The 19,475-nt window shown below is 60.0% G+C and carries 23 protein-coding genes; 12 read left to right on the top strand and 11 right to left on the bottom strand.

The genetic code is table 11. From position 1 onward, the window contains the following. Positions 1-157 precede the first annotated feature (157 nt). From B2P82_RS10535 to pnp, 3 genes are all read left to right on the top strand, one after another. The gene (locus B2P82_RS10535; RefSeq protein WP_290496984.1) at positions 158-2,410 is read left to right on the top strand and encodes a TonB-dependent receptor family protein; all 2,253 of its coding nucleotides are present in this window, start codon (positions 158-160) and stop codon (positions 2,408-2,410) included. A 213-nt stretch (positions 2,411-2,623) separates the two neighbouring features. Further along, positions 2,624-2,893 carry a 30S ribosomal protein S15 gene (gene rpsO / locus B2P82_RS10530; RefSeq protein WP_034814480.1) on the top strand — a complete coding sequence of 90 codons (270 nt, stop codon included), beginning with the start codon at positions 2,624-2,626 and terminating at the stop codon, positions 2,891-2,893. 71 nt (positions 2,894-2,964) lie between these two features. Next, positions 2,965-5,100 carry a polyribonucleotide nucleotidyltransferase gene (gene pnp / locus B2P82_RS10525; protein WP_034814482.1) on the top strand — a complete coding sequence of 712 codons (2,136 nt, stop codon included), beginning with the start codon at positions 2,965-2,967 and terminating at the stop codon, positions 5,098-5,100. A 54-nt stretch (positions 5,101-5,154) separates the two neighbouring features. On the opposite strand, the gene B2P82_RS10520 is transcribed toward pnp, so the two are convergent. After that, the gene (locus B2P82_RS10520; protein ID WP_290496983.1) at positions 5,155-5,841 is read right to left on the bottom strand and encodes a DUF4386 domain-containing protein; all 687 of its coding nucleotides are present in this window, start codon (positions 5,839-5,841) and stop codon (positions 5,155-5,157) included. A 115-nt stretch (positions 5,842-5,956) separates the two neighbouring features. Between B2P82_RS10520 and B2P82_RS10515 the strand changes: the two genes are divergently transcribed. After that, positions 5,957-6,634: a TetR/AcrR family transcriptional regulator gene (locus B2P82_RS10515; RefSeq protein ID WP_290496982.1), complete on the top strand. Its 678-nt coding sequence runs from the start codon at positions 5,957-5,959 to the stop codon at positions 6,632-6,634. A gap of 11 nt (positions 6,635-6,645) precedes the next feature. Here B2P82_RS10515 and B2P82_RS10510 read toward each other — a convergent pair whose 3' ends face one another. Then, positions 6,646-8,037: a pyridoxal phosphate-dependent decarboxylase family protein gene (locus B2P82_RS10510; RefSeq protein ID WP_290496981.1), complete on the bottom strand. Its 1,392-nt coding sequence runs from the start codon at positions 8,035-8,037 to the stop codon at positions 6,646-6,648. Between the two features lie 108 nt (positions 8,038-8,145). On the opposite strand from B2P82_RS10510, the gene udk reads away from it, so the two are divergent. The 6 genes from udk (at position 8,146) to B2P82_RS10480 (ending at position 11,849) form a co-directional block, all read left to right on the top strand. Next, a complete protein-coding gene (udk, locus tag B2P82_RS10505; protein WP_290480250.1) occupies positions 8,146-8,835 on the top strand; it encodes a uridine kinase in 690 nt (229 codons plus the stop codon). 60 nt (positions 8,836-8,895) lie between these two features. Next, a complete protein-coding gene (locus tag B2P82_RS10500) occupies positions 8,896-9,804 on the top strand; it encodes an HAD family acid phosphatase (RefSeq protein ID WP_290496980.1) in 909 nt (302 codons plus the stop codon). A 39-nt stretch (positions 9,805-9,843) separates the two neighbouring features. Then, positions 9,844-10,680, top strand: a complete 837-nt coding sequence (locus B2P82_RS10495) for a CAP domain-containing protein (protein ID WP_290496979.1) — start codon at positions 9,844-9,846, stop codon at positions 10,678-10,680. A 74-nt stretch (positions 10,681-10,754) separates the two neighbouring features. Further along, positions 10,755-11,066 (top strand): hypothetical protein, encoded by a 312-nt coding sequence (locus tag B2P82_RS10490; RefSeq protein ID WP_206991696.1) that lies wholly within the window; start codon positions 10,755-10,757, stop codon positions 11,064-11,066. A gap of 4 nt (positions 11,067-11,070) precedes the next feature. Next, a complete protein-coding gene (locus tag B2P82_RS10485; protein ID WP_290496978.1) occupies positions 11,071-11,556 on the top strand; it encodes a hypothetical protein in 486 nt (161 codons plus the stop codon). A 65-nt stretch (positions 11,557-11,621) separates the two neighbouring features. Further along, complete coding sequence (locus B2P82_RS10480) at positions 11,622-11,849, top strand: hypothetical protein (RefSeq protein ID WP_206991694.1); 228 nt, start codon at positions 11,622-11,624, stop codon at positions 11,847-11,849. Positions 11,850-11,864: 15 nt separating this feature from the next. Here the strand turns inward: B2P82_RS10480 and B2P82_RS10475 are convergent, their stop codons facing one another. The 7 genes from B2P82_RS10475 to B2P82_RS10445 all read right to left on the bottom strand — a co-directional run bounded on the left by B2P82_RS10475 (position 11,865) and on the right by B2P82_RS10445 (position 16,574). Further along, on the bottom strand, positions 11,865-12,545 hold the full coding sequence (locus B2P82_RS10475; protein ID WP_290496977.1) for a nitroreductase family protein: 681 nt from the start codon (positions 12,543-12,545) through the stop codon (positions 11,865-11,867). 41 nt (positions 12,546-12,586) lie between these two features. Next, positions 12,587-13,180, bottom strand: coding sequence for an NAD(P)H-dependent oxidoreductase (locus B2P82_RS10470; RefSeq protein ID WP_290496976.1), 594 nt, complete (start codon positions 13,178-13,180; stop codon positions 12,587-12,589). A gap of 110 nt (positions 13,181-13,290) precedes the next feature. Further along, on the bottom strand, positions 13,291-13,947 hold the full coding sequence (locus B2P82_RS10465) for an SDR family oxidoreductase (RefSeq protein WP_290496975.1): 657 nt from the start codon (positions 13,945-13,947) through the stop codon (positions 13,291-13,293). Between the two features lie 81 nt (positions 13,948-14,028). Then, positions 14,029-14,469 (bottom strand): hypothetical protein, encoded by a 441-nt coding sequence (locus B2P82_RS10460; RefSeq protein WP_156947876.1) that lies wholly within the window; start codon positions 14,467-14,469, stop codon positions 14,029-14,031. An 87-nt stretch (positions 14,470-14,556) separates the two neighbouring features. Further along, entirely contained in the window at positions 14,557-15,372 is an 816-nt protein-coding gene (locus B2P82_RS10455; RefSeq protein ID WP_034814497.1) for an enoyl-ACP reductase FabI, read from the bottom strand. A gap of 79 nt (positions 15,373-15,451) precedes the next feature. After that, positions 15,452-15,979, bottom strand: coding sequence for a bifunctional 3-hydroxydecanoyl-ACP dehydratase/trans-2-decenoyl-ACP isomerase (gene fabA / locus B2P82_RS10450; protein ID WP_206991689.1), 528 nt, complete (start codon positions 15,977-15,979; stop codon positions 15,452-15,454). Between the two features lie 91 nt (positions 15,980-16,070). Further along, a complete protein-coding gene (locus B2P82_RS10445) occupies positions 16,071-16,574 on the bottom strand; it encodes an SH3 domain-containing protein (RefSeq protein WP_290496974.1) in 504 nt (167 codons plus the stop codon). A gap of 133 nt (positions 16,575-16,707) precedes the next feature. Between B2P82_RS10445 and B2P82_RS10440 the strand changes: the two genes are divergently transcribed. Then, entirely contained in the window at positions 16,708-17,694 is a 987-nt protein-coding gene (locus B2P82_RS10440; RefSeq protein ID WP_034814504.1) for a 2-hydroxyacid dehydrogenase, read from the top strand. 7 nt (positions 17,695-17,701) lie between these two features. Here the strand turns inward: B2P82_RS10440 and B2P82_RS10435 are convergent, their stop codons facing one another. Further along, the gene (locus B2P82_RS10435) at positions 17,702-18,232 is read right to left on the bottom strand and encodes a phosphoribosyltransferase (protein ID WP_290496973.1); all 531 of its coding nucleotides are present in this window, start codon (positions 18,230-18,232) and stop codon (positions 17,702-17,704) included. Further along, the gene (locus B2P82_RS10430) at positions 18,229-18,945 is read right to left on the bottom strand and encodes an MJ0042-type zinc finger domain-containing protein (RefSeq protein ID WP_290496972.1); all 717 of its coding nucleotides are present in this window, start codon (positions 18,943-18,945) and stop codon (positions 18,229-18,231) included. Before B2P82_RS10430 ends, B2P82_RS10435 begins: the two co-directional genes overlap by 4 nt. 62 nt (positions 18,946-19,007) lie before the next feature. On the opposite strand from B2P82_RS10430, the gene B2P82_RS10425 reads away from it, so the two are divergent. Continuing rightward, positions 19,008-19,475, top strand: a 468-nt coding sequence (locus B2P82_RS10425) for a cell division ATP-binding protein FtsE (RefSeq protein ID WP_290496971.1), incomplete at its 3' end; no start/stop codon positions are given.

The following is a 19,475-nucleotide window of genomic DNA, read 5'->3' as shown; positions in this document are numbered from 1 at the left end:
AGCGCGCAGCAGATCCTGCTTCTCATGAGTCCAAGCGTGGCATGGAAAGCACATAGGGGACAGGTTTGTGCGAGTGAATGTCAAATGCAGGTTGTTTTGGGGGGTGGCATCCTCTTAAAGACCCGCAACTCATTCTCAATATCAACAGGTATCCCTCATGCCGTTTTCCCGTCTTTCCGTTCTGCTGGCCTCCAGCGCGCTCGTATCCCTGTCATCTTATGCTGACAATGCCACCGAGCCGGGTGAGCAGAACCCGTACCGGATGTTGTCGACGATTGTCGTGACAGGCTCGACGGATGCAGTGGACGAAGTGGCCGGGTCTGTCTCCTTCCTGACGGATGCTGACCTGTCGGCGCAGGCCCAGAGCGATATCCAACGCGTGCTGCGCGTCGTGCCGGGCGTGAACATCCAGGAAGAAGACGGCTATGGCCTGCGGCCGAATATCGGCCTGCGCGGGTCAGGTTCGGATCGCTCGTCCCGTATCGTGCTGATGGAAGATGGCGTGCCGATCTCGCCAGCGCCCTACGCCTCGCCGTCCGCCTATTATTTCCCGACCACAGCGCGGATGAGCGCCGTGGAAGTGACCAAGGGGCCCGCCGCGATCCTGTATGGTCCGCGCACGACGGGCGGCGCACTGAACCTGTTCTCGACGCCAGTGCCGGAAGAGACGTCCGGATTTGCGCAGGCATTCTTTGGCACCAATGATCGCCAGCGGGTCCACGCCTGGACGGGCGGACGTGCGGAGGTCGGCGCAGGCTGGAAACTGGGCGGCCTGATCGAAGTATTCACCGACGAGACTGACGGGTTCAAGGAGCTGGACAATGGCGGCCCAACTGGGTTCGACGCTGATGATCTGATGCTGAAAGTCGGGGCCTACAAGGATGACGGCCCGATGCCGCAAAGCGTCGAGCTGAAATACCAGACGCGCGAAGAAACCTCCAACGAGACCTATTTCGGTCTGACGCTGGAAGATTTCGAGGCCAACCCCTATCGCCGCTATGATGCGAGCGCGGATGATGAGTTCCGGGGCGAGAATGAGCTGTTCCAGCTGACCCACAAGATTGAATTCTCGCCAACGCTGAACCTGACGACAATTGCCTATCATCATGATTTTGCCCGCAACTGGTACAAGCTGCAGGGCATCAGTGCAGACGGCACGGGCGCCAGCGGCGATACGGGCATTTCCTCCGTGCTGGCCGACCCGGTGACCTATGCGGCCGAGTACAGTCTGGCGACTGGCGCAACCAGTCTCGACGATTCCATCGTCTACCGCGCCAACCGCCGCGCTTATTACAGCGAAGGCCTGCAAACCACGCTCAACTGGCAGACCGCGTTTGGCGGCCTCGACCATGATGTCACTGTTGGTATCCGCGTGCATGAGGACGAGGAAGACCGGTTCCAGGAAGAGGATGCGTACCGGCTTGAGGGCGGACGTCTGATCCTGACCAGTGCGGGCGCGGCGGGCAGCAATGCCAACCGCATCTCCAGCGGCGAAGCGGTTGCCCTGTTCCTGCAGGACCGGGTCAGCATCGGCAAGCTGACCGTGACCGGCGGCGCGCGCTTTGAGGACTATGAGCTGACGCGCGAGGACTATTCAACGGCAGACCCGACCCGTGCGGCGGGGCCGACGCGCGTGCGGACCCTGGATGACCAGGTCGTTGTGCCGGGTCTAAGTACGCTTTACGAACTCAACGAGGACGTGACCCTGCTGGCCGGTGTGCATCGCGGCTTTGCGATTGCCAGCCCCGGCGCAACCGAGGCCGATGCCGAAGAGAGCGTGAACTGGGAAGCCGGCGGACGCTTCTCGAAAGAGGGCGTTGATGTCGAGGCGATTGCCTTCTTCAATGACTATTCAAACCTGCTCGGCACCTGCACGGCCTCGTCCGGTGGCAATTGCACGATTGGCGACCAGTTCGATGGCGGCGATGTGGACGTGATGGGCCTTGAGCTGACGGCGAGCTGGGACGCGGCGGCGCTGTTCGACACCTCGCTCTCGCTGCCGGTCGGCCTCGTCTATACGTGGACAGATGCCGAATTCCAGTCTGGCTTCGAGAGCAGCTATGAGCCGTGGGGCGATGTCGAGGCGGGCGACGAGCTGCCTTATGTCTCGGACCAGCAGATCACCCTGATGGCGGGCATCGAAGCCAGCCGCTGGGGCATGGATTTCTCTGCCAATCACGTCTCCGAAGCGCGTGCGCGGGCGGGGCAGGGCGCCATTCCGGCAGGCGAGCGGATCGATGCACGCTGGCTGGTCGATGCCGCGGCCTGGGTCGACCTGACCGACACGCTGCGCCTGCGCGTGAAAGCGGAAAACCTGTTCGACGAAACCTATGTCGCCTCCATCGACCCGGCCGGCCTGCGCCCCGGCAAGCCGCAGGAGATTCTGGTCGGGCTTGAGGTGAGATTCTAAGCACCGGCGCTTTTGCGCCAAACCTCACCTGAGGGCCTTTCATTTCGGGGGAAAATGAGCCATAAGCCGCCCCTTGTGGTGGGATATCGGGTCCTGACCCGGCTGGACGACATCCCGGCCGTGGCCTGAGGCCTCAGATACTCACCCAAAACCCCCGCCAATTCAGGCGCTTAGACGAAACCCGCCGCAAGGCGATTACAAGAAAGATACACGATGTCGATTACCGCTGAGAAGAAGCAGGAACTGATCGAAAAATTCGCCACAAAGCCTGGCGATACCGGTTCCCCAGAAGTGCAGGTCGCGATCCTGACCGAACGGATCAACAACCTGACCGACCACTTCAAGACGAACAAGAAAGACAACCACTCCCGCCGGGGCCTGCTGGCCATGGTCGCAACCCGCCGGAAGCTGCTTGACTACACCAAGCGCAAGGATGAGGCGCGCTACGCCAAACTCATCGAAGCCCTCGGCATTCGCCGCTAGGCACAAAATCAAGCCCGCCGGGCAATAGGGCCGCGGCGGGCTTTTCGTATGTGAAAAAGAAAGACATTTTGATGTTTGACAAGAAATCTGTGTCGCTGGAATGGGCCGGCCGCACGCTGACGATCGAAACGGGCCAGGTGGCCCGCCAAGCCGATGGCGCCGTCATGGTGACCTATGGCGATACAAAAGTGCTCGCGACCGCATGTTTTGCGAAAAGCGCGAAGCCGGGCCAGGACTTCTTCCCCCTGACCGTCAACTACATGGAAAAATACTACGCATCGGGCCGCATCCCAGGTGGCTTCTTCAAGCGTGAAGGCCGCCCGACCGAGAAAGAGACGCTGACGTCTCGCCTGATCGACCGCCCGATCCGCCCGCTTTTCGTCAAAGGCTTCAAGAACGAAGTCCAGGTCGTGCTGACCGCGATGTCCTATGACCTCGAAAACGATCCGGACGTGATCGGCATGATCGGTGCCTCTGCGGCGCTTGTCCTGTCCGGTGCGCCCTTCATGGGCCCGATCGGCGCAGCGCGCGTGGGCTACAAGGATGGTGAGTACATCATCAACCCGACGATCGAAGAACTCGAAGAGTCCGAACTGGACCTCGTCATGGCCGGCACCGCCGACGCCGTGATGATGGTGGAATCGGAAGCTTATGAACTGTCCGAAGAAGTCATGCTCGGCGCTGTCATGGCGGGTCATGAATCGATCCAGCCTGTGATCGATGCGATCATCGACCTGGCCGAACAGGCCGCCAAGGAACCGTTCGACTTCGAAGCCGAAGATCACTCGGCCGAACTGGAAAAAATCCAGAAACTGGTCGGTGCAGATCTTTCCGCCGCCTACTCGATGACCGAGAAGCTGGAGCGTCAGGCCGCTGTGGGCGAAGCCCGCGAAAAGGCCAAGGCTGCGCTCGTCGGCACCGAAGAAGAGCCGGGCGAAATGTCTGGCGAGACGTTCAAGTCTGCCTTCAAGGAAGCCGAAGCGAGCGTTGTTCGCGGCGACATCCTGAAAACCGGCAAGCGCATCGATGGCCGTTCGCTGGATCAGGTTCGCCCGATCGAGGCAATCGCCAGCTTCCTGCCGCGCACGCATGGTTCCTCGCTGTTTACCCGTGGTGAAACGCAGGCGATCTGTGTGGCCACGCTCGGCACCAGCGATGATGAGCAGTTCATCGACGGCCTTGATGGCACGTCGAAGTCCAAATTCATGCTGCACTACAACTTCCCGCCATATTCGGTGGGCGAGACCGGTCGCATGGGCGGTACCAACCGCCGCGAGACCGGCCACGGCAAGCTCGCCTGGCGCGCGCTGCAGGCTGTCCTGCCAAAGCATGAAGAGTTTCCGTACACGATCCGCCTCGTTTCCGAGATCACCGAGTCCAACGGCTCGTCCTCGATGGCAACGGTTTGCGGTTGTTCCCTCGCCATGATGGATGCCGGCGTGCCGGTGACCCGTCCTGTGTCGGGCATCGCAATGGGCCTGATCAAGGAAGCTGACGGCGTGGCGGTTCTCTCCGACATTCTCGGCGACGAAGATCATCTCGGCGACATGGATTTCAAAGTGGCCGGTACCGAAAAAGGCCTGACGTCCCTGCAAATGGACATCAAGATCGCCGGTATCACCAAGGAAATCATGCACACGGCTCTGGAGCAGGCCAAGGGTGGGCGCATGCACATCCTGGGTGAGATGGGCAAAGCGCTGGATACGTCCCGCGACAGCCTGTCGGAAAACGCTCCACAGATGGAAATCGTCAAAGTGCCAACCGACAAGATCCGTGACGTGATCGGGTCTGGCGGCAAGGTCATCCGCGGCATCGTGGAAGAGTCCGGCGCCAAGGTGAACATTGATGATGATGGTACGGTGCAGGTCTCTGCGCTGGACAAGGAATCCATCAACAAGGCGCTGAAGATGATCAAGGAGATCGTCGCAGAGCCGGAAATCGGCGAGATCTACGAAGGCAAGGTCGTTGGCCTGAAAGACTTCGGTATCTTCGTGAACTTCTTTGGTCCGAAGGACGGCCTTGTGCACGTGTCGCAAATGGCAAACGAGCGCGTGAACCATCCGAAAGACCTCGTCAAAGAAGGCGACACGGTCTGGGTCAAGCTGATGGGCTTCGATGATCGCGGCAAAGTGCGCCTGTCCATGAAAGTGGTCGACCAGACCACCGGCAAGGAACTTGCCAAGGACGAGGGCGGCGAAGAGGAATAGGATTTCCTTTTCCTGCAACAGGATACGAAAGGCCGCTCTCCGGAGCGGCCTTTTTTATTTTTGATCATACTTGGATGTTCTGCGCAGGCCTTTCCAGAACAACAGTCCGATCATCCAGAATTCGCCAATTGTTGGTGGAATCGTGAGTAATCCGATCCATACGCCTGCGTGCGGTGCGAGCACTGCGATAAACACGCTCGCGACATAGCCAATTCCGCCAAGGATAAGTATCCAGCCGAGCGGGCGAGGGCCGAAGCGCCCCTTCAGGACGATCCCACCCATTGGGATCAACCAGAGCCCAAAGAAGATGGCGCCTGCGGCCCAGAAGTGGTGACTGGTCAGAACAAACAGATGGCTGATTGCCGGATCGGCGCTGCTGTGTCCCAAGGCTGTGTCGAGCGCCGCGCGCAACATCACCGAGCTGGCGAGCGTCGCGATCGCATTGACCATGCCGAAGAGTGCCACAACGCTCGCGGCATGCCGGTCGATGTGACTGAACAGTTTGGCGAACCATACCGCCGTCAACGCCTGGAAGATGGCGGACCCAAGCTCCAGCGCGATCCCGACGCGGGCAAGGCCTTCCTGCCCGGTCAGATTGGCGAGCGTTTGAACAGGATCATCTTCCGCAAAAAGCTGAGGTCGAACCGCCATGAAAACGGCGCCGCCGGTCAAACCGAGGCCCAGGTAAAACAGGCCAGTGAGGCATGCATCGCGTCGAAGGGAGGGGTGCAAGGCGGACATATTCGTTTAAACCTTACAATGTAAGTCTACGCCAAGTGCTACCATGCAGTGCAAGAGTCTTGCAAGTGCCATCGCCACAAAGGCAAATGGATCCCGAAAGGAGACATGGCTGGCAATGAGTAAACGGAAGCCTTTGACGCACACGCGCGTGCTTGATGCCGCGATGACATTGGTTGATCGCGAAGGCCTGCAAAGTCTGAGCATGCGGCGCCTCGGCAAAGAGTTGGGCGTCGAAGCGATGTCCCTGTATCACCATCTTCCAGGCAAGGAAGGCCTGCTTGATGGACTCGCCGAGGCGCTGGCAAATGAGATCACGTCCGCCGTTGATGAGCGTCCGGCATCATGTATGGCAGACTGGAAATCGGACCTGCGCAGCAGATGTCTGGCCGCTCGCACGGTGGTGGTGCGTCACCCATGGACGCCTGCGCTTTTTGCGGCGCGGCAGTCCATACCACCGTCCATGTACCTCTATGTGGATCAGGTGATTGCATTGTTTGTGGACAATGGCTTCAGCTATCAAACGGCCCATCGTGCATTGCACGCGCTCGGAAGTCTGATGTTTGGCTTTGCGCAGGAATTGTTCAGTCCGCCGGTGTCGGGTGGTAACCTGGACACACAAAAGACGCAGGCGGAGTTTGAGGAGATGGCAGATAATCTGCCCTACCTCTCGGCCATGGTAGCGTCCGAGATGCATCAATCCGACGAGCCGGCCATGGGGTGGTGCGACAGCCAGACAGAGTTCGAATTCACCCTTGATCTGTTGCTGGATGGACTTGAGCGCCTCCGTGACTAGGGTCGCACAAACTACCCATCTTCCGTCAGCGCCTTGCGTACAGCCGCAATTGTTCGCGCGACATCCCCTTCATTCGTCCGCCAGCTGACGACGCTAACGCGCATAACGCGTTGACCCTGCCATGTCGTGCCGGAGAAAAAGGCTTTACCTTTTTCGTTCACCCGGCGAATGATCTCGTCGGTAAACGCATCATTCTCTTCCGCACTCGCACCTTCGTGTTCAAACCGCACAAGGCCCTGATTGAGTATCGGGTCATTCAGGGCGCGAGCGTTCGGCAGGGCGCCGATCCCATTCACAATTTCGGCGCAATACGCACATGAGCGGTCAACAAGGTCGGCGACGCCCTGACGGCCAAGTTCCTGAAGTGCGGCGTAAACAGGCACGGAGCGTGCCCGGCGGGAGAGTTCGAGGTTCCAATCCGTTGGATCACGCACGTCCTGACTGGGGGAGAGATAAGCCGCACTGAGTGACAGGGCGGCGCGGTGCGCCTCAGAATCGCGGACAATGGCAAAGCCGCAATCATAAGGTACGTTCAGCCACTTGTGACCGTCGGTTGCCCAGCTGTCAGCGAAGTCGATGCCGTCTGTGAGGTGTTTGAGGCGGTCGCTCGTGCGGGCGAACAGGCCGAACGCGCCGTCGACATGCACCCATGCGCCAGCGGCCTGGGCCATCGGAATCAATGTACGGAAATCATCGAATGTGCCGACATTCAGGTCTGCCGCGTTCAGGCATACAATTTTTGGCCCCTCCCATTCGGCAAGATGGCCGGCAAGGTCATCTGCGCGCATGTCGCCCATGGGGTTGATGGCGACATCTGTCATGGATGCCTGTCCAAGACCGAGGTGGCGAATAGCGCTGTCGAGGGAGCGGTGCCTGTTTTCACTGGTCAGGATGCGGATACGCGGTGCGCCGAACAAGCCGTCGTTTTCTGCATTCCATCCGGCCTTTTGCAACACGCCATGCCGTGCCGCTGCCAGCGCGGTGACGTGCGCCATCTGGCACCCGGTGGTGAACGCGAAGGAGGATGTCTGCGGCAGGTCGAACAGTTGCTTCAGCCACTCACCAGCAATCTCTTCAATCATGCTTGCGGCGGGTGCCACGGTGAACATACCCGCATTCTGGTCCCAGGCCGACACCAGCCAGTCGGCAGCAAGTGCCGAAGGAAGTGATCCTGCCATCACCCAACCAAAGAATCGTCCCCCGGCATTGGCATGCAGGCCGGGCTCGGCGTGCGTGGCAAGGTCGTCGATAATGGCGGCGGCGTCTCGCCCGGTTTCCGGTAGCGGGCCAGACAGGGCGGCGCGAAGGTCGCGCGCGGTGGCCGTGGCGCCTACGGGCCGGTCAGGCAGGCTGTCCAGCCAGCGGCGGGCATGGAATGTGGCGCGGTCGAGTGGATCAGTCATGGCGAGTTTCTCCAGCGTGCATCTAACGGGACTGTGCGTGGCAAAGGAAGTGCGGCGGCGGCCTTTTTTCGTTGAAGCCAGCCGGGGTTTGCCGTTACACCCAGAGCCATGATGACAAAGCGCAAGCAATTCCTCGTCGCCATGTCCGGTGGCTCCGGATCTGGCAAGTCAACGCTGGCCGAAGCCCTGCTGGAACATTTGCCTGAGGGGCAGGCGGTCCTGTTTGGTGAGGATGCGTATTACTATCCGATGAGCCATTATGGCGAACCCGGGAACAAGGAAGAATGGACGGCACTTGTCGCGGGCATCAACTATGATGCACCTCGCTCGAAAGAAGCCGACCGGCTGGTCAAGGATTTGCGCGCGCTGAAAGCCGGCGAGACGATCCAGCAGCCAATCTATGATTATGAGCGCCATGACCGCAGCGAGAAGACACGCGAGATCAAGTCTGCGCCGATCCTGATCCTGGAGGGCATCCACGCGCTGTCTTTCCCGAAAATCAGTTCCCTGATTGATCTGTCGGTCTATGTGGACACGCCAGACGACCTACGCCTCGCACGGCGAATTCGCCGCGACGTGACCGAGCGCGGTCGCTCGCTGGAAAGTGTACTTCAGCAATATCTCGGCACGGTGCGCGCGGCGCATTACCAATGGACCTATCCGGCCAAATTCGAGGCCGACCTCGTGATTGCCGATGAAGGCCTGCCGGCCTATGGCAATGTGCGCCCGACCGAAGAAGCCATCGAACGCATGATCGCACCGGTGCTGGCGCGTCTGCAGAATTGCGGCGCGATCTGACCCGTTTCCGGTTCGGGGCCAGTCTGGTATGACCAGCCTGCATCGGAACAGGAGACCGTCATGACCCATAGGCTTTCATTTCTTGTTGCAGGGCTGGCGGCGCCATTTGTCCTGTCTGCCTGTATCTATGTTGATGAAGGCTCCGAACCTGTCCGCAAAGTGGTGGTCGAGCGCGAAGTCATTGTTGAAACGGGTCCGGCACAGGATGATCGGCTGAACGCAACGCTCTGGGCGCAGCAGTCGGTAGAGTACAAGGCCACGACTGACGGCATCTATGGGCTGGCGGCGATCCGATTGGACGAGGCGCTGGCTGATCCGGAATGGACCGCCGCGCCAGACCTGCAGGGCGGAGCTTATCAGGATCTTCCCCCGGCGATCATCCTTGATGCCGATGAGACCGTATTGGACAATACGCCCTATGCGGCGGCGGATGTGCTGGCGGGTGAGCCTTTCAGCCCCGACCGCTGGAATGCCTGGGCCAGCGCGGGTGTGGCGAAGGGCGTGCCGGGCGCGGTGGATTTCACCCGCGCGGCTGCGGCCAAGGGTGTGAAAGTATTCTACGTCACCAATCGCGACGCAGTGACGAAAGAGGGGACCGCGCAGAATCTGCGGGCACTCGGTTTCCCAATGGGCGGCAATGTCGACACGTTGCTGACCAAGGGCGAGCAGGACGATTGGGGCTCGGCCAAGGCAACGCGCTGGGCCGTGGTGGCAAAGGATTATCGGATCCTGCTCATGCTGGGCGACAATCTGGGCGACTTCACCGATTCCTATAAAGGCAGCCCGGCAGAACGGCAGGCCGTATATGAGGCGAATGCGGACAAGTGGGGCCGGGAATGGATCGCCCTGCCGAATCCGGGTTATGGCAGCTGGGAAAGCGCGCCATTCGGTCATGATTACAGTCTGCCTGAAGACCAGCGGTTGCAGATGAAACGCGACCAGCTGCAGCCATGGCCTGAACGGCCGTAACACTTCTGTTCATGTTGGCGCGGATATGGTGCGCAAGACATGATCCTGCGCACTCTTTTCGTCGGCCTTGCGGCGCTTGCCGCTGGGCTGCCCGCCTTTGCCTGTGACCTTGCCCTCACGGGGCGGGGCGTCGCAGTGGCCGATTATGTCGAGCAGGTGCGGCCCTGCTTCGGGAATCTGCCGGAGGGCTATGCCTTCGACGCACGCATGGAAGGCGAGTTCCTGAAGCTGACCAATATCGCCCGCAAGGAGGCGGGATTGCCGCCGCTGGTCAATCGCGCGGCGCTACGCAATACGGCGCGCTTTCACAGTCTCGACATGGCGTATAATGGTTTCTTCGGCCATGTCGGACCGGACGGACGCGAACCGCAGGACCGCATCGCGGCCTTCGACCGGCGGGCAATCATTCAGTATTCAGCTGAAAATGTTGCCATGATCGAGATTGTTCGGGGGCGCTGGAATCTGGAACGGCAGGCCGTGGAACGTCTGCACCAGAACCTCATGGACAGCCCCGGCCATCGCGCAAACATTCTCAGCGAACAGGCCACGCATGTATCGATGGGCGTGGTGCGGACCGAGACGGGTGTCTGGGTGACGCAGAACTTCCTGAACCTGTCGGGCAGCCTTGCGCGGGACGTGCCCGTGCGGATGCGTACCGGGGACCGGTTGCGGCAGATGCCCGTGCTCAACGGCTGGAAGTTCCGCGAGTTCGCGGCCGAATTGCCAAGCGGCGACGTGCTGCCAATGGGGCAGGGTATTCCGGCGGGTATATCGGGCGATATCCACATTGCCGCCGAAGGCCGCAAACCGGGAGAGAAGCCGCGCAGCTATTACACAATCCACCTGCCCGGTCCCGCTGTGACCGTGGGCGGCTAGAACACTACCGAATTTTGTAGGGTTGAATTATCGTTCTATTTCTGGATTCATGTCCGGAGGCAGGAGGGTTAACCATGGTTGATGTGTTTGTGAAAAAGGAATTCTCGTCGGATGTGGATACCGGCGATATGCAAACGGAGAAAAAGCAAGTCGTCCGCGATTACATCGCGAAAGGGCAGACATGTGACTGTCCACCGCATGATTTTGAGGAACTTCCAAAAAAAGGGGCTATTGCCCACGAACTCCGGGAGGGGCACTTCCTCCATCAGTTCGAGGCATCTAAATCGAAGCATCGCCGAAATGGCAGGAAGCTCGTGCAAACCAGCTTTATCTGTAAGCCCGGACAGCCACGAAAACGCATAGATGTGATTGACCACAGCAAGTAGTTGCATGAACCTCACGTCCGAGTATTTCGCAAGTCTGTTCCGGGATCTGACCAATCGCATCTACACATTTTCTGCGATCGTTTTTGTAGCGGAACTGTCAGGAAACCATTCCACGCCCGTATCCATATTCGATTTGGAAGTGGAGGGCCTAACGCTTGGGATTATTCAAGCGGGGGCATTTCTTGCAATCGCCCAAGCTGTTTTCAGCTTGATATTTGCGCTGTTCGTAATGGACAAGGCGGGGATGGAGAAGGCCTTTCAAGAGGCGACGTCATCTCAAGATGGTGAGGGTCTTTTCAAAAACCCGGTCTATGCGCGCCTCAGGGAAAGTGTGCAGCGCAAGGCGGCATCCGCAAAGTTGCTGTACAATATTTTCCACCTGCTTCTTCCCATGTGTGTAGGTATTCTTGCCATGCTGTGGAGCTTTCCGGATCTATGCAAGATTGTAGAAAGCTTTCCAGGCGCAGAATTCCGTTTGTGCGAAGATTAAACCGGTCCGGGATTCACAAAACTCCCAAATCGTGATTCTCTTCGATAGACATCGGAGTGATTCGAATGCCTGCCAAAACCGCAAGCCGCCGAACAGTTGTCTTTACCGAGAGCGACGGACGCAAAATTGAAGCTGTCCGATACACCAACCCTGACGGAAGCGCTGGGGGATGGGTGGCTCCTGATTTTCAGGCCGTGAACGTTACACTGGGCCCAGACGTCATCGTGTATCCGGGCGTTTCGATTTCCAGCGGTGCCATCATCACCGGAAAATGCATGATCGTTCCACACTGAGCTGGCGTTCGCTCGCTAGAACACGCGCATGATCTGATCCAGTGGCTTTTTCACCAGAGCGTGTTTGGGCACCATGGCATCGTTGGCTGGATAGCCCGCAACCAGGATCAGGAAGGGCTTTTCCGTTTCCGGACGATCACAGATCCGGTTCAGGAACTTCATCGGGTTGGGCGTGTGGACAAGGGTGGCGAAGCCGGCCTGATGACAGGCGGTCATCAGCATACCCGTGGCGATGCCGACGCTTTCGTTGATGTAGTAGTTCTTGCGGGTTTCTCCCGCTTGCACGCCGCTGCGGCGCTGGGCGAAGATACAGATCAGCCAGGGGGCGATTTCCATATAGGGCTTGTCGGCATCGGTGCCGATCGGCGCGAGCGCGTCGAGCCAGTCTTCCCCGGCGCGCCCTGAATAGAACTCACGCTCTTCAGCTTCGGCAGCCTGACGAATTTCGCGCTTTTTCTCCGCGCTGTTCACACAGGCAAAGAACCAGGGCTGGTGATTGGCGCCGGATGGGGCCGACCCGGCGGCGGCGACACAGGCCTCAATGATTTCGCGTGGGACGGGCTTGTCGGAGAAGGCGCGGACGGAACGGCGCGTCGCCAGAGAGTCGTGAAAGGCGCGGGCGCGGATTCGCATCTCGTCTTCGGGATAAGACGGGAAGCCGCTGAGCGGGACATGGGTCTCGGTACTGGTTTTCATGATGCCCGTGTTAGCAGGATGACGGGCGGACGCAATTCACATCAGCGGGACCGGCGGGCGGCATCAGCGCCGCGCCTTTCGGCCCGCTTCATCCATTTTGAGAGCGTCGCCTCCTTGGCCGTCTTCACCGGTCCGACCTGCAGGATGCGTGCGGGATGTATGCCGACAAATTTCATGACGGGCTTCTGCACCTGTAACTTGGCGGCGCGACCATTGGAGAGCCGGTCAAACCAGACCGGCGCGTCGGACGTCATCAGCACATCGCCCCGTCGTCCGGCCAGCAGGCGATCCCAGAAGGGGTCCTTCTCGTGATATTTCATGGCGAAGCCTGGCAGGAAACTGCGGTCGATCACGCCTTTCATCCTGGCGGGCATCCCGCCCCACCATTGCGGATAGGCCCAACAGACATGATTGGCCCAGAGCAAGTTCTCCCGCCACGCTTCAAGGCATGGCTCAAGGGCCTTGCGGGCGTGATAGCCTTCGGTGAGATCCGGGTCGAAGACCATGTCCGACAAATTCATGCGCCGAATTTCGGCACCGTTTGCTTCTGCGCCGCGCTGGTAGGCGTCCGCCATGCCGTGGCTGAGCGATGTAGCGCGTGGATGGCCGACCCAGAGAAAGATGCGTGCTGGCATGAAAGTCCCCCAAATACGATTGAACAAAACGTTTATTGTTCAACTCGGATCTGATGGCAAGCCCAAACGGTGTAGGGTGCAATTTGCCAGCATGGGGTTCGCCCTGCGTGTCAGCCGCGTTTCAGACGGGCAACGGCATCGGAGACGGGTGTTTCGCCATTTGTGAGTTCGATGATCTCATTGGTGATTTCCGGCACGTCGATCAGTTCCGCGAGCGTGGCGGCGACATTGCCGCGCGCGACGTCCCCATAGGTGATCGCGCGGCCCGCCATCACTTTGCCATCGCCGTCATCATCTTTCAGCGTGCCAGGGCGCAGGATGACATAGTCGATTCCGCTCTGGGCGAGGGCCGCATCGGCGCGGCGCTTCATGGCCATGTAATGTTCGAAGTCGTCACTCGTGTCGCGGTCGCGGCCAGCATCCATGATGACTGAGACGAGATAGATGCGGTTCACGCCTGTGGCGCGCGCCGCCTCGATCAGCTTTTCCGGGCCCTCTCCATCAATCGCGGTCGTCTTGTCCCGGCCGCTGCCGGCGGCGCCTGCGGAGAAGACGGCCGTATCACAGCCGTTCATGGCGCTGGCAAGATCGTCTGCACTCATGTCGATGATATTGCCGAGAACGGGCTCGACGCCCTGCTTGCGCAGATCATCTGCCTGTTCAGATTTGCGGTGCAGGCCTTTGACCGTGTGGCCGGCCTCGACGAGTTTCGGGCTCAGGCGGCTGCCGACGCCGCCCGTGGCGCCGATGAGGAAGATATTGGACATGGAAGTCTCCTGTCAGAATGGGTTCGCCAGACCAACAGGACAGACGGGCAGGAGTTCCGGGCGATTACAGAAGCGTGATCGCTACTGTACAACTTCCACCGGTTCGATTTCAAAGAACGAACTGCCTTCGCAATTGATCACGATCGAGCGGAGTTCCGGCTCGGGAAAGTCCGACTGGGTGTATTCAACGGACGTTTCGGTGATGACATGGAGCATGCCTGTTGCAGTGCGCCTAAGATCGAAAACATAACTTGGGGGCGCTGACTCCTGGATGCTCTCAAATTCAAGTTCGTACGCGTCGCCGTCATTCGGTGCATCTACCAGAAACCGGATCTTCAGCACCGGAGGTTTGACGATGCCTGGCATGAAATCGATCACAGCGCTTCCGTCGCGCGGATCATAGGCTGGACACGTCCGACTTTCCTCCGCCGTGACATCAGGTTCGGGGTTCTCTGCGGCAGTCTCTCCACACCCTGCCAAAAGCAGCACTGCTGTCATGGCTGAACACGCGATACGTAACATGGTTATCTCCCTCCCAGCTTGAAGGAGAAGCATAGCACAACACGCAGAGGTTTAGGAGTCCGCTCGCCAAGATTGGGCGAACGCGTACTAATCCTCTGGCAAATCCGGGACGCCGACGACGTGGAAGCCGGCATCGACATGATGGACTTCGCCGGCGACCGAGTGGCCGAGTTCGGAGAGCAGGTAGAGCGCCGCGCCGGCGACGCCTTCCATGCGCGTGTCTTCCTTCAGCAGAGACCAGTCGCGGCCGGTCCCCATCAGGCTCTTGCCGCCGCGAATACCTGCGAGGGACAGCGTGCGCATGGCACCCGCCGAGATGGCGTTGACGCGGATGCCCTGTGGGCCGAGGTCGCGCGCCGCATAGCGGGTCGCGGCTTCAAGCGCGGCCTTGGCGACGCCCATCACATTGTAGGAGGGCACGGTGCGCTCGGCGCCGAGATAGGTCATGCAGATCATCGCGCCCCCATCCGGCATGATCTCGCTGGCGCGGCGGGCGCAGTCGATGAAGCTGTAGACGGAGATGTCCATCGCGCGGCGGAAGCCCTCGCGGGTCGTGTTGGCGACCATAGAGCCCTGCAGCTCGTCCTTGCCGGCAAAGGCGATGGAGTGGACGAGGAAATCGATCTTGCCCCATTTGGCCTTGATGGCGTCGAACGCGGCATCCATGGACGCATCATCGGTGACGTCGGCCGGGATCATCGTGTCCATGCCGATGGATTCGACCAGCGGGCGCACGCGGCGCTCCAAACTGTCACCCTGATAGGTGAACGCGATCTCGGCGCCCTGGGCGGCCAGCTGGCGCGCAATGCCCCAGGCGATGGAGTTCTGGTTGGCGACGCCCATCACGATGCCGCGCTTGCCTTTCATCAGGTCGCCTGCCGGCGGGGTCCAGTCATCAGCCATCGCGGCATCTCCCTTGTTCAAATATCATCGTGTCATCAGGGCTAGGCAGCCCGCTTGCCCACGTCAAGCAGGCGCAGCGCTAGAGGACGTTCTTCAGGCCGACCTTCATGTCGAGCGCGGTGTAGACATGCTCATCATCGACATAGACGCGGCCATCGGCGATGCCGAGATTGAGCTTGCCGCGGCGCACGCGCTTGATGTCGATGACATAGCGGACGAGCTTCTTGTCGGGCGTGATCTCGCCGGTGAATTTCACTTCGCCGACGCCGAGCGCACGGCCCTTTCCGGGGCTACCGGACCAGCCGAGCCAGTAGCCGACGGCCTGCCACATGGCATCAAGGCCAAGACAGCCGGGCATGACCGGGTCACCGGGGAAGTGGCATTCGAAGAACCAGAGGTCTGGCGTGATGTCGAGTTCGCCGATCACGCTGCCCTTGCCGAACTGGCCGCCATCCATGGTGATCTCTGTGATCCGGTCCATCATCAGCATGGGCGGGATCGGCAATTGCGCATTGCCCGGGCCAAAATAGCCGCCCGCACCTGACTTCAGCAGGTCTTCCTTGGAGTAGGAGGATTGGGGCGTGTGGTAATCGTGCGGTCCGGACATGGCGGTTCCCTTGTTCAATCAGCGCAAGAGGCTTTACGAGCCTGTGCCGCGCGGCTTGTCAACAGGGAGAGGGTGTCCAGACTGCCCTTGCTTACAGGGTGGCTTCGCTGGTCGTTACGCCCCAGAGGGCGGCAGCCGGGACGAAGCCTTTATAGTTTCCGGCTTCGATGCGGCACCAATTGTCCGCGCATTTGCCAAGCTCGACCAGGACGGTCGCCTCTATGCGGGCCACCTCTGCGCTTTCCGGATCCGGCGCGTAGTGCAGGATCGTGTCGGTCTGCACCATGGCCTTGGCTTCCGGTTCCAGCATGCGGGCATGGACCCAGACTTCTGAGCCGGACGGATCCCGAACACGGCGCCAGTTCTGGCTCTCCTTGATAATCAGCAGGGGCAAGCCCTGGCGTTCGTAGCGCCAGAGGATCGGATGATCGCGGCTGGGGCCGGCCCGACCATTCACGGCATTGTATTTCAGGGTCTCGAAGCGCGGGACTTCCTTTCCGGAAAATTTGCTCACGCGCACATAGGTCGGACCCTCAGCCAGTGCCGAAGCGCAAGCAAAGACGAGCCCGGTTAAAATAATGGCTGCCCACTTCATGTGCAGTCTTTTCCCATGTCTGCGAGGGGATAGAATTCCATAGCCGAATGAATCTTGTGTAAAATATGAAGCGTTGGCGTGGTCTAATCCCTCTGCTAAGGCCCGAATGAGAATATTTGCAAAAAGAGTTCCTATGTCCGCGAAGAAGTTGAAAGTCGTTGTCACCCGAAAACTCCCGGCGCCGGTCGAATTGCGCCTCAAGGAATTGTTCGATGCGAGGCTGAACAATGATGATCACCCCTTCACGCAGGAGGAACTGGTCGAGGCGATGCAGACCGCCGACGTGCTGGTACCCACGGTAACTGACAAATTGGATGGCCGGATCATGGCCCGGGCAGGGGACCAGTTGCGCCTGATTGCCCAGTTCGGCGCGGGTGTGGACAATATTGACGTGCAGAGTGCCGTACAGCGCGGCATCACCGTGACCAACACGCCCGGCGTGCTCACCGATGATACGGCGGATGTCGCCATGGCACTGATCCTGTCAGTGCCGCGCCGCCTGTTCGAAGGTGCGCAGATCATGAATACGGGCGGCTTTGACGGCTGGACGCCGACCTGGATGATGGGCCGCCGACTCGCCGGCAAGCGGCTGGGCATCATCGGCATGGGTCGTATCGGCCAGGCGGTTGCGCGCCGTGCGAAAGCCTTCGGCTTGCAGATCCATTATCATAACCGCAAACCGGTCAGCCCGCGCATCGAGGAATTGCTGGAGGCGACCTATTGGGACAGCCTCGACCAGATGCTCGCGCGCATGGACATCGTCTCGGTAAACTGCCCGCACACGCCCGCAACATTCCACCTGATGAATGCCCGCCGGATCGAGCTGATGAAGCCGGAATCCTATATCGTGAATACGGCCCGCGGCGAGGTGATCGACGAAGCTGCACTGGCCCGCGCGTTGAAGGCGGGCAAGATTGCCGGGGCGGGGCTCGACGTGTTCGAGCGGGAGCCTACGGTGAATGAGGAATTGTTCGGCCTGCCGAATGTCGTTCTGCTGCCGCATATGGGCTCGGCCACGATCGAGGGCCGTACCGAGATGGGCGAGAAGGTCATCATCAACATCAAGACCTTCGCCGACGGCCACCGCCCACCAGACCGCGTAATTCCCGCAATTCTGTAAAGCGGGCTCAGTCCAGCGCGCCGATATAGGGCAGGCCGCGATATTTGCCGGCATCGTCCATGCCATAGCCGACCAGGTAGCGGCCCGGTGCATCGATGGCGCAATAGTCGACACCGTCTGCGCCGCGTGGGGCCCAGGGCTTTTGGGTTAGGGCGCAGGTGATGACTTCCCGCGCACCCTTGGACAGCAAATGAGTCTTGGCAAAGGCGAGCGTGCGGCCCGTATCGTAGACATCATCCAGAATGATCACGCCCTTGTCCTTCACGGACCGGGCAAGGTCTGCACGCACGACAACGCGGCCCGAGCTTTCGCGCGCGTCGCGATAGGATTCCAGCCAGATCACGTCGAGGGTCGGGTGGATGTCGCGCCGGGCGAGCGCCTTCATCAGGTCTGTCGTGAAGGGCGTCGCACCGATCAGAATGGACACGATGGTCCATTCTCCCGTCAGGCGAGGGGCCAGCGTGTCGGCCAGCTTGTCGATCTCGGCCAACAGTTCGTCTTCAGGCACGATTACTTCGATTTTGGGCAGGTCGGTCATTCGGCAGGCGTTTCCGTTTCGGTGGCCATGAGGTCTTCAGTGGTAGGATCCGGGGTATCGTCCCGCGGGGGCATATCGGAAAGATCGACGAATTTGAGTTCGATCTCGAAGCTTTCCATCGGCGCCTGTTCGACGACAACCTGAAACGTTCCCGATTCGCCTGCCGCCAGTTGGTCAGGCCGGATGCGGCCGTACTTGGTGGCAACCACGGCGCCGATTTCGTCTTTCAGGTCGACGCGCACCGCTGGCGTGTCGACGGTAGAGCGCGAAATGTTGAGGGCCTTGCCTGCCACTGTGACGACCGGGACCGTGTCATTGAAGGTGCGGCTGCGCTGGATATCTTCGAAGTCGAGCCCGAACCGGTTCACATTGAACCCGATCTGTTTGTAGATGCTGCCCGCCTGCGGCCAGAGCTTCACCACTTCGTTGCGGTACATGATGGCCCCAACACCGAGGGAGAAGAACAGGCCTGCGGTGACCAACCAGGAGAGCAAGGCGGCCGTACGGCTCTTGCGACGGCGTTGCTCGCGGACTTTTTCGCGATAAATCTCGTGGGCCGCGGCGGGGGTGCGCCGGACCGTTTCGTCCAGATATTTTGGTTCAACAAACCAGGATCCGCCACAGGCCGCGCACTTAACAGTGCGTCCGCTTTCACCGATTGTTGAGTCATCGGCGAAATACTGGGTTTCACAATTGGGACAGGTGAGGATCATGTCTTGGTGTTTCCCGCAATTCGCCCCAATAATCCATTCGCCCGCGCACAGGACAGGAGCCTATGACTCTTTCCCGCCACGATCTGTTTGACGATGTTGCCGTACGCCTCGATGGTGTTTCGCTGCGCTATGACACGTCAGAGGATATCCTTAGCGGGATTGATCTGGTCCTGAAACCCGGATCATTCAGCTTTCTGACGGGCGCCTCTGGCGCAGGCAAGACCAGCTTGCTGAAGTTGCTTTATCTGGCCCTGAAACCGTCCCGGGGAGAAGTTTCCCTGTTTGGCCGACCGACGAGCCGTTTGACGCGGGACCAGCTGTCGGCATTGCGTCGCCGGGTTGGTGTTGTCTTCCAGGAGTTTCGCCTGCTGGACCATTTGACCGCATATGAGAATGTTGCATTGCCACTGCGGGTATTGGGCCGGAAAGAGTCGACCTATCGCAGCGATGTCGAAGAATTGCTGGCCTGGGTCGGGCTAGGTGAGCGGATGCATGCGCGCCCAACCACGCTTTCGGGCGGCGAACAGCAG

Source organism: Hyphomonas sp. UBA4494 (assembly GCF_002388935.1).
Lineage (GTDB): Bacteria > Pseudomonadota > Alphaproteobacteria > Caulobacterales > Hyphomonadaceae > Hyphomonas.
Note: the sequence above shows the minus strand (reverse complement) of the source record. Positions and strands in the feature narration are given on the sequence as shown.

What these genes read in the sequence shown, in the direction of transcription:
- B2P82_RS10535 (WP_290496984.1), top strand. Translation starts at nt 158, where the DNA reads ATGCCGTTTTCCCGTCTTTCCGTTCTGCTGGCCTCCAGCGCGCTCGTA.
- rpsO (WP_034814480.1), top strand. Translation starts at nt 2,624, where the DNA reads ATGTCGATTACCGCTGAGAAGAAGCAGGAACTGATCGAAAAATTCGCC.
- pnp (WP_034814482.1), top strand. Translation starts at nt 2,965, where the DNA reads ATGTTTGACAAGAAATCTGTGTCGCTGGAATGGGCCGGCCGCACGCTG.
- B2P82_RS10520 (WP_290496983.1), bottom strand. Translation starts at nt 5,841, where the DNA reads ATGTCCGCCTTGCACCCCTCCCTTCGACGCGATGCATGCCTCACTGGC.
- B2P82_RS10515 (WP_290496982.1), top strand. Translation starts at nt 5,957, where the DNA reads ATGAGTAAACGGAAGCCTTTGACGCACACGCGCGTGCTTGATGCCGCG.
- B2P82_RS10510 (WP_290496981.1), bottom strand. Translation starts at nt 8,037, where the DNA reads ATGACTGATCCACTCGACCGCGCCACATTCCATGCCCGCCGCTGGCTG.
- udk (WP_290480250.1), top strand. Translation starts at nt 8,146, where the DNA reads ATGATGACAAAGCGCAAGCAATTCCTCGTCGCCATGTCCGGTGGCTCC.
- B2P82_RS10500 (WP_290496980.1), top strand. Translation starts at nt 8,896, where the DNA reads ATGACCCATAGGCTTTCATTTCTTGTTGCAGGGCTGGCGGCGCCATTT.
- B2P82_RS10495 (WP_290496979.1), top strand. Translation starts at nt 9,844, where the DNA reads ATGATCCTGCGCACTCTTTTCGTCGGCCTTGCGGCGCTTGCCGCTGGG.
- B2P82_RS10490 (WP_206991696.1), top strand. Translation starts at nt 10,755, where the DNA reads ATGGTTGATGTGTTTGTGAAAAAGGAATTCTCGTCGGATGTGGATACC.
- B2P82_RS10485 (WP_290496978.1), top strand. Translation starts at nt 11,071, where the DNA reads ATGAACCTCACGTCCGAGTATTTCGCAAGTCTGTTCCGGGATCTGACC.
- B2P82_RS10480 (WP_206991694.1), top strand. Translation starts at nt 11,622, where the DNA reads ATGCCTGCCAAAACCGCAAGCCGCCGAACAGTTGTCTTTACCGAGAGC.
- B2P82_RS10475 (WP_290496977.1), bottom strand. Translation starts at nt 12,545, where the DNA reads ATGAAAACCAGTACCGAGACCCATGTCCCGCTCAGCGGCTTCCCGTCT.
- B2P82_RS10470 (WP_290496976.1), bottom strand. Translation starts at nt 13,180, where the DNA reads ATGCCAGCACGCATCTTTCTCTGGGTCGGCCATCCACGCGCTACATCG.
- B2P82_RS10465 (WP_290496975.1), bottom strand. Translation starts at nt 13,947, where the DNA reads ATGTCCAATATCTTCCTCATCGGCGCCACGGGCGGCGTCGGCAGCCGC.
- B2P82_RS10460 (WP_156947876.1), bottom strand. Translation starts at nt 14,469, where the DNA reads ATGTTACGTATCGCGTGTTCAGCCATGACAGCAGTGCTGCTTTTGGCA.
- B2P82_RS10455 (WP_034814497.1), bottom strand. Translation starts at nt 15,372, where the DNA reads ATGGCTGATGACTGGACCCCGCCGGCAGGCGACCTGATGAAAGGCAAG.
- fabA (WP_206991689.1), bottom strand. Translation starts at nt 15,979, where the DNA reads ATGTCCGGACCGCACGATTACCACACGCCCCAATCCTCCTACTCCAAG.
- B2P82_RS10445 (WP_290496974.1), bottom strand. Translation starts at nt 16,574, where the DNA reads ATGAAGTGGGCAGCCATTATTTTAACCGGGCTCGTCTTTGCTTGCGCT.
- B2P82_RS10440 (WP_034814504.1), top strand. Translation starts at nt 16,708, where the DNA reads ATGTCCGCGAAGAAGTTGAAAGTCGTTGTCACCCGAAAACTCCCGGCG.
- B2P82_RS10435 (WP_290496973.1), bottom strand. Translation starts at nt 18,232, where the DNA reads ATGACCGACCTGCCCAAAATCGAAGTAATCGTGCCTGAAGACGAACTG.
- B2P82_RS10430 (WP_290496972.1), bottom strand. Translation starts at nt 18,945, where the DNA reads ATGATCCTCACCTGTCCCAATTGTGAAACCCAGTATTTCGCCGATGAC.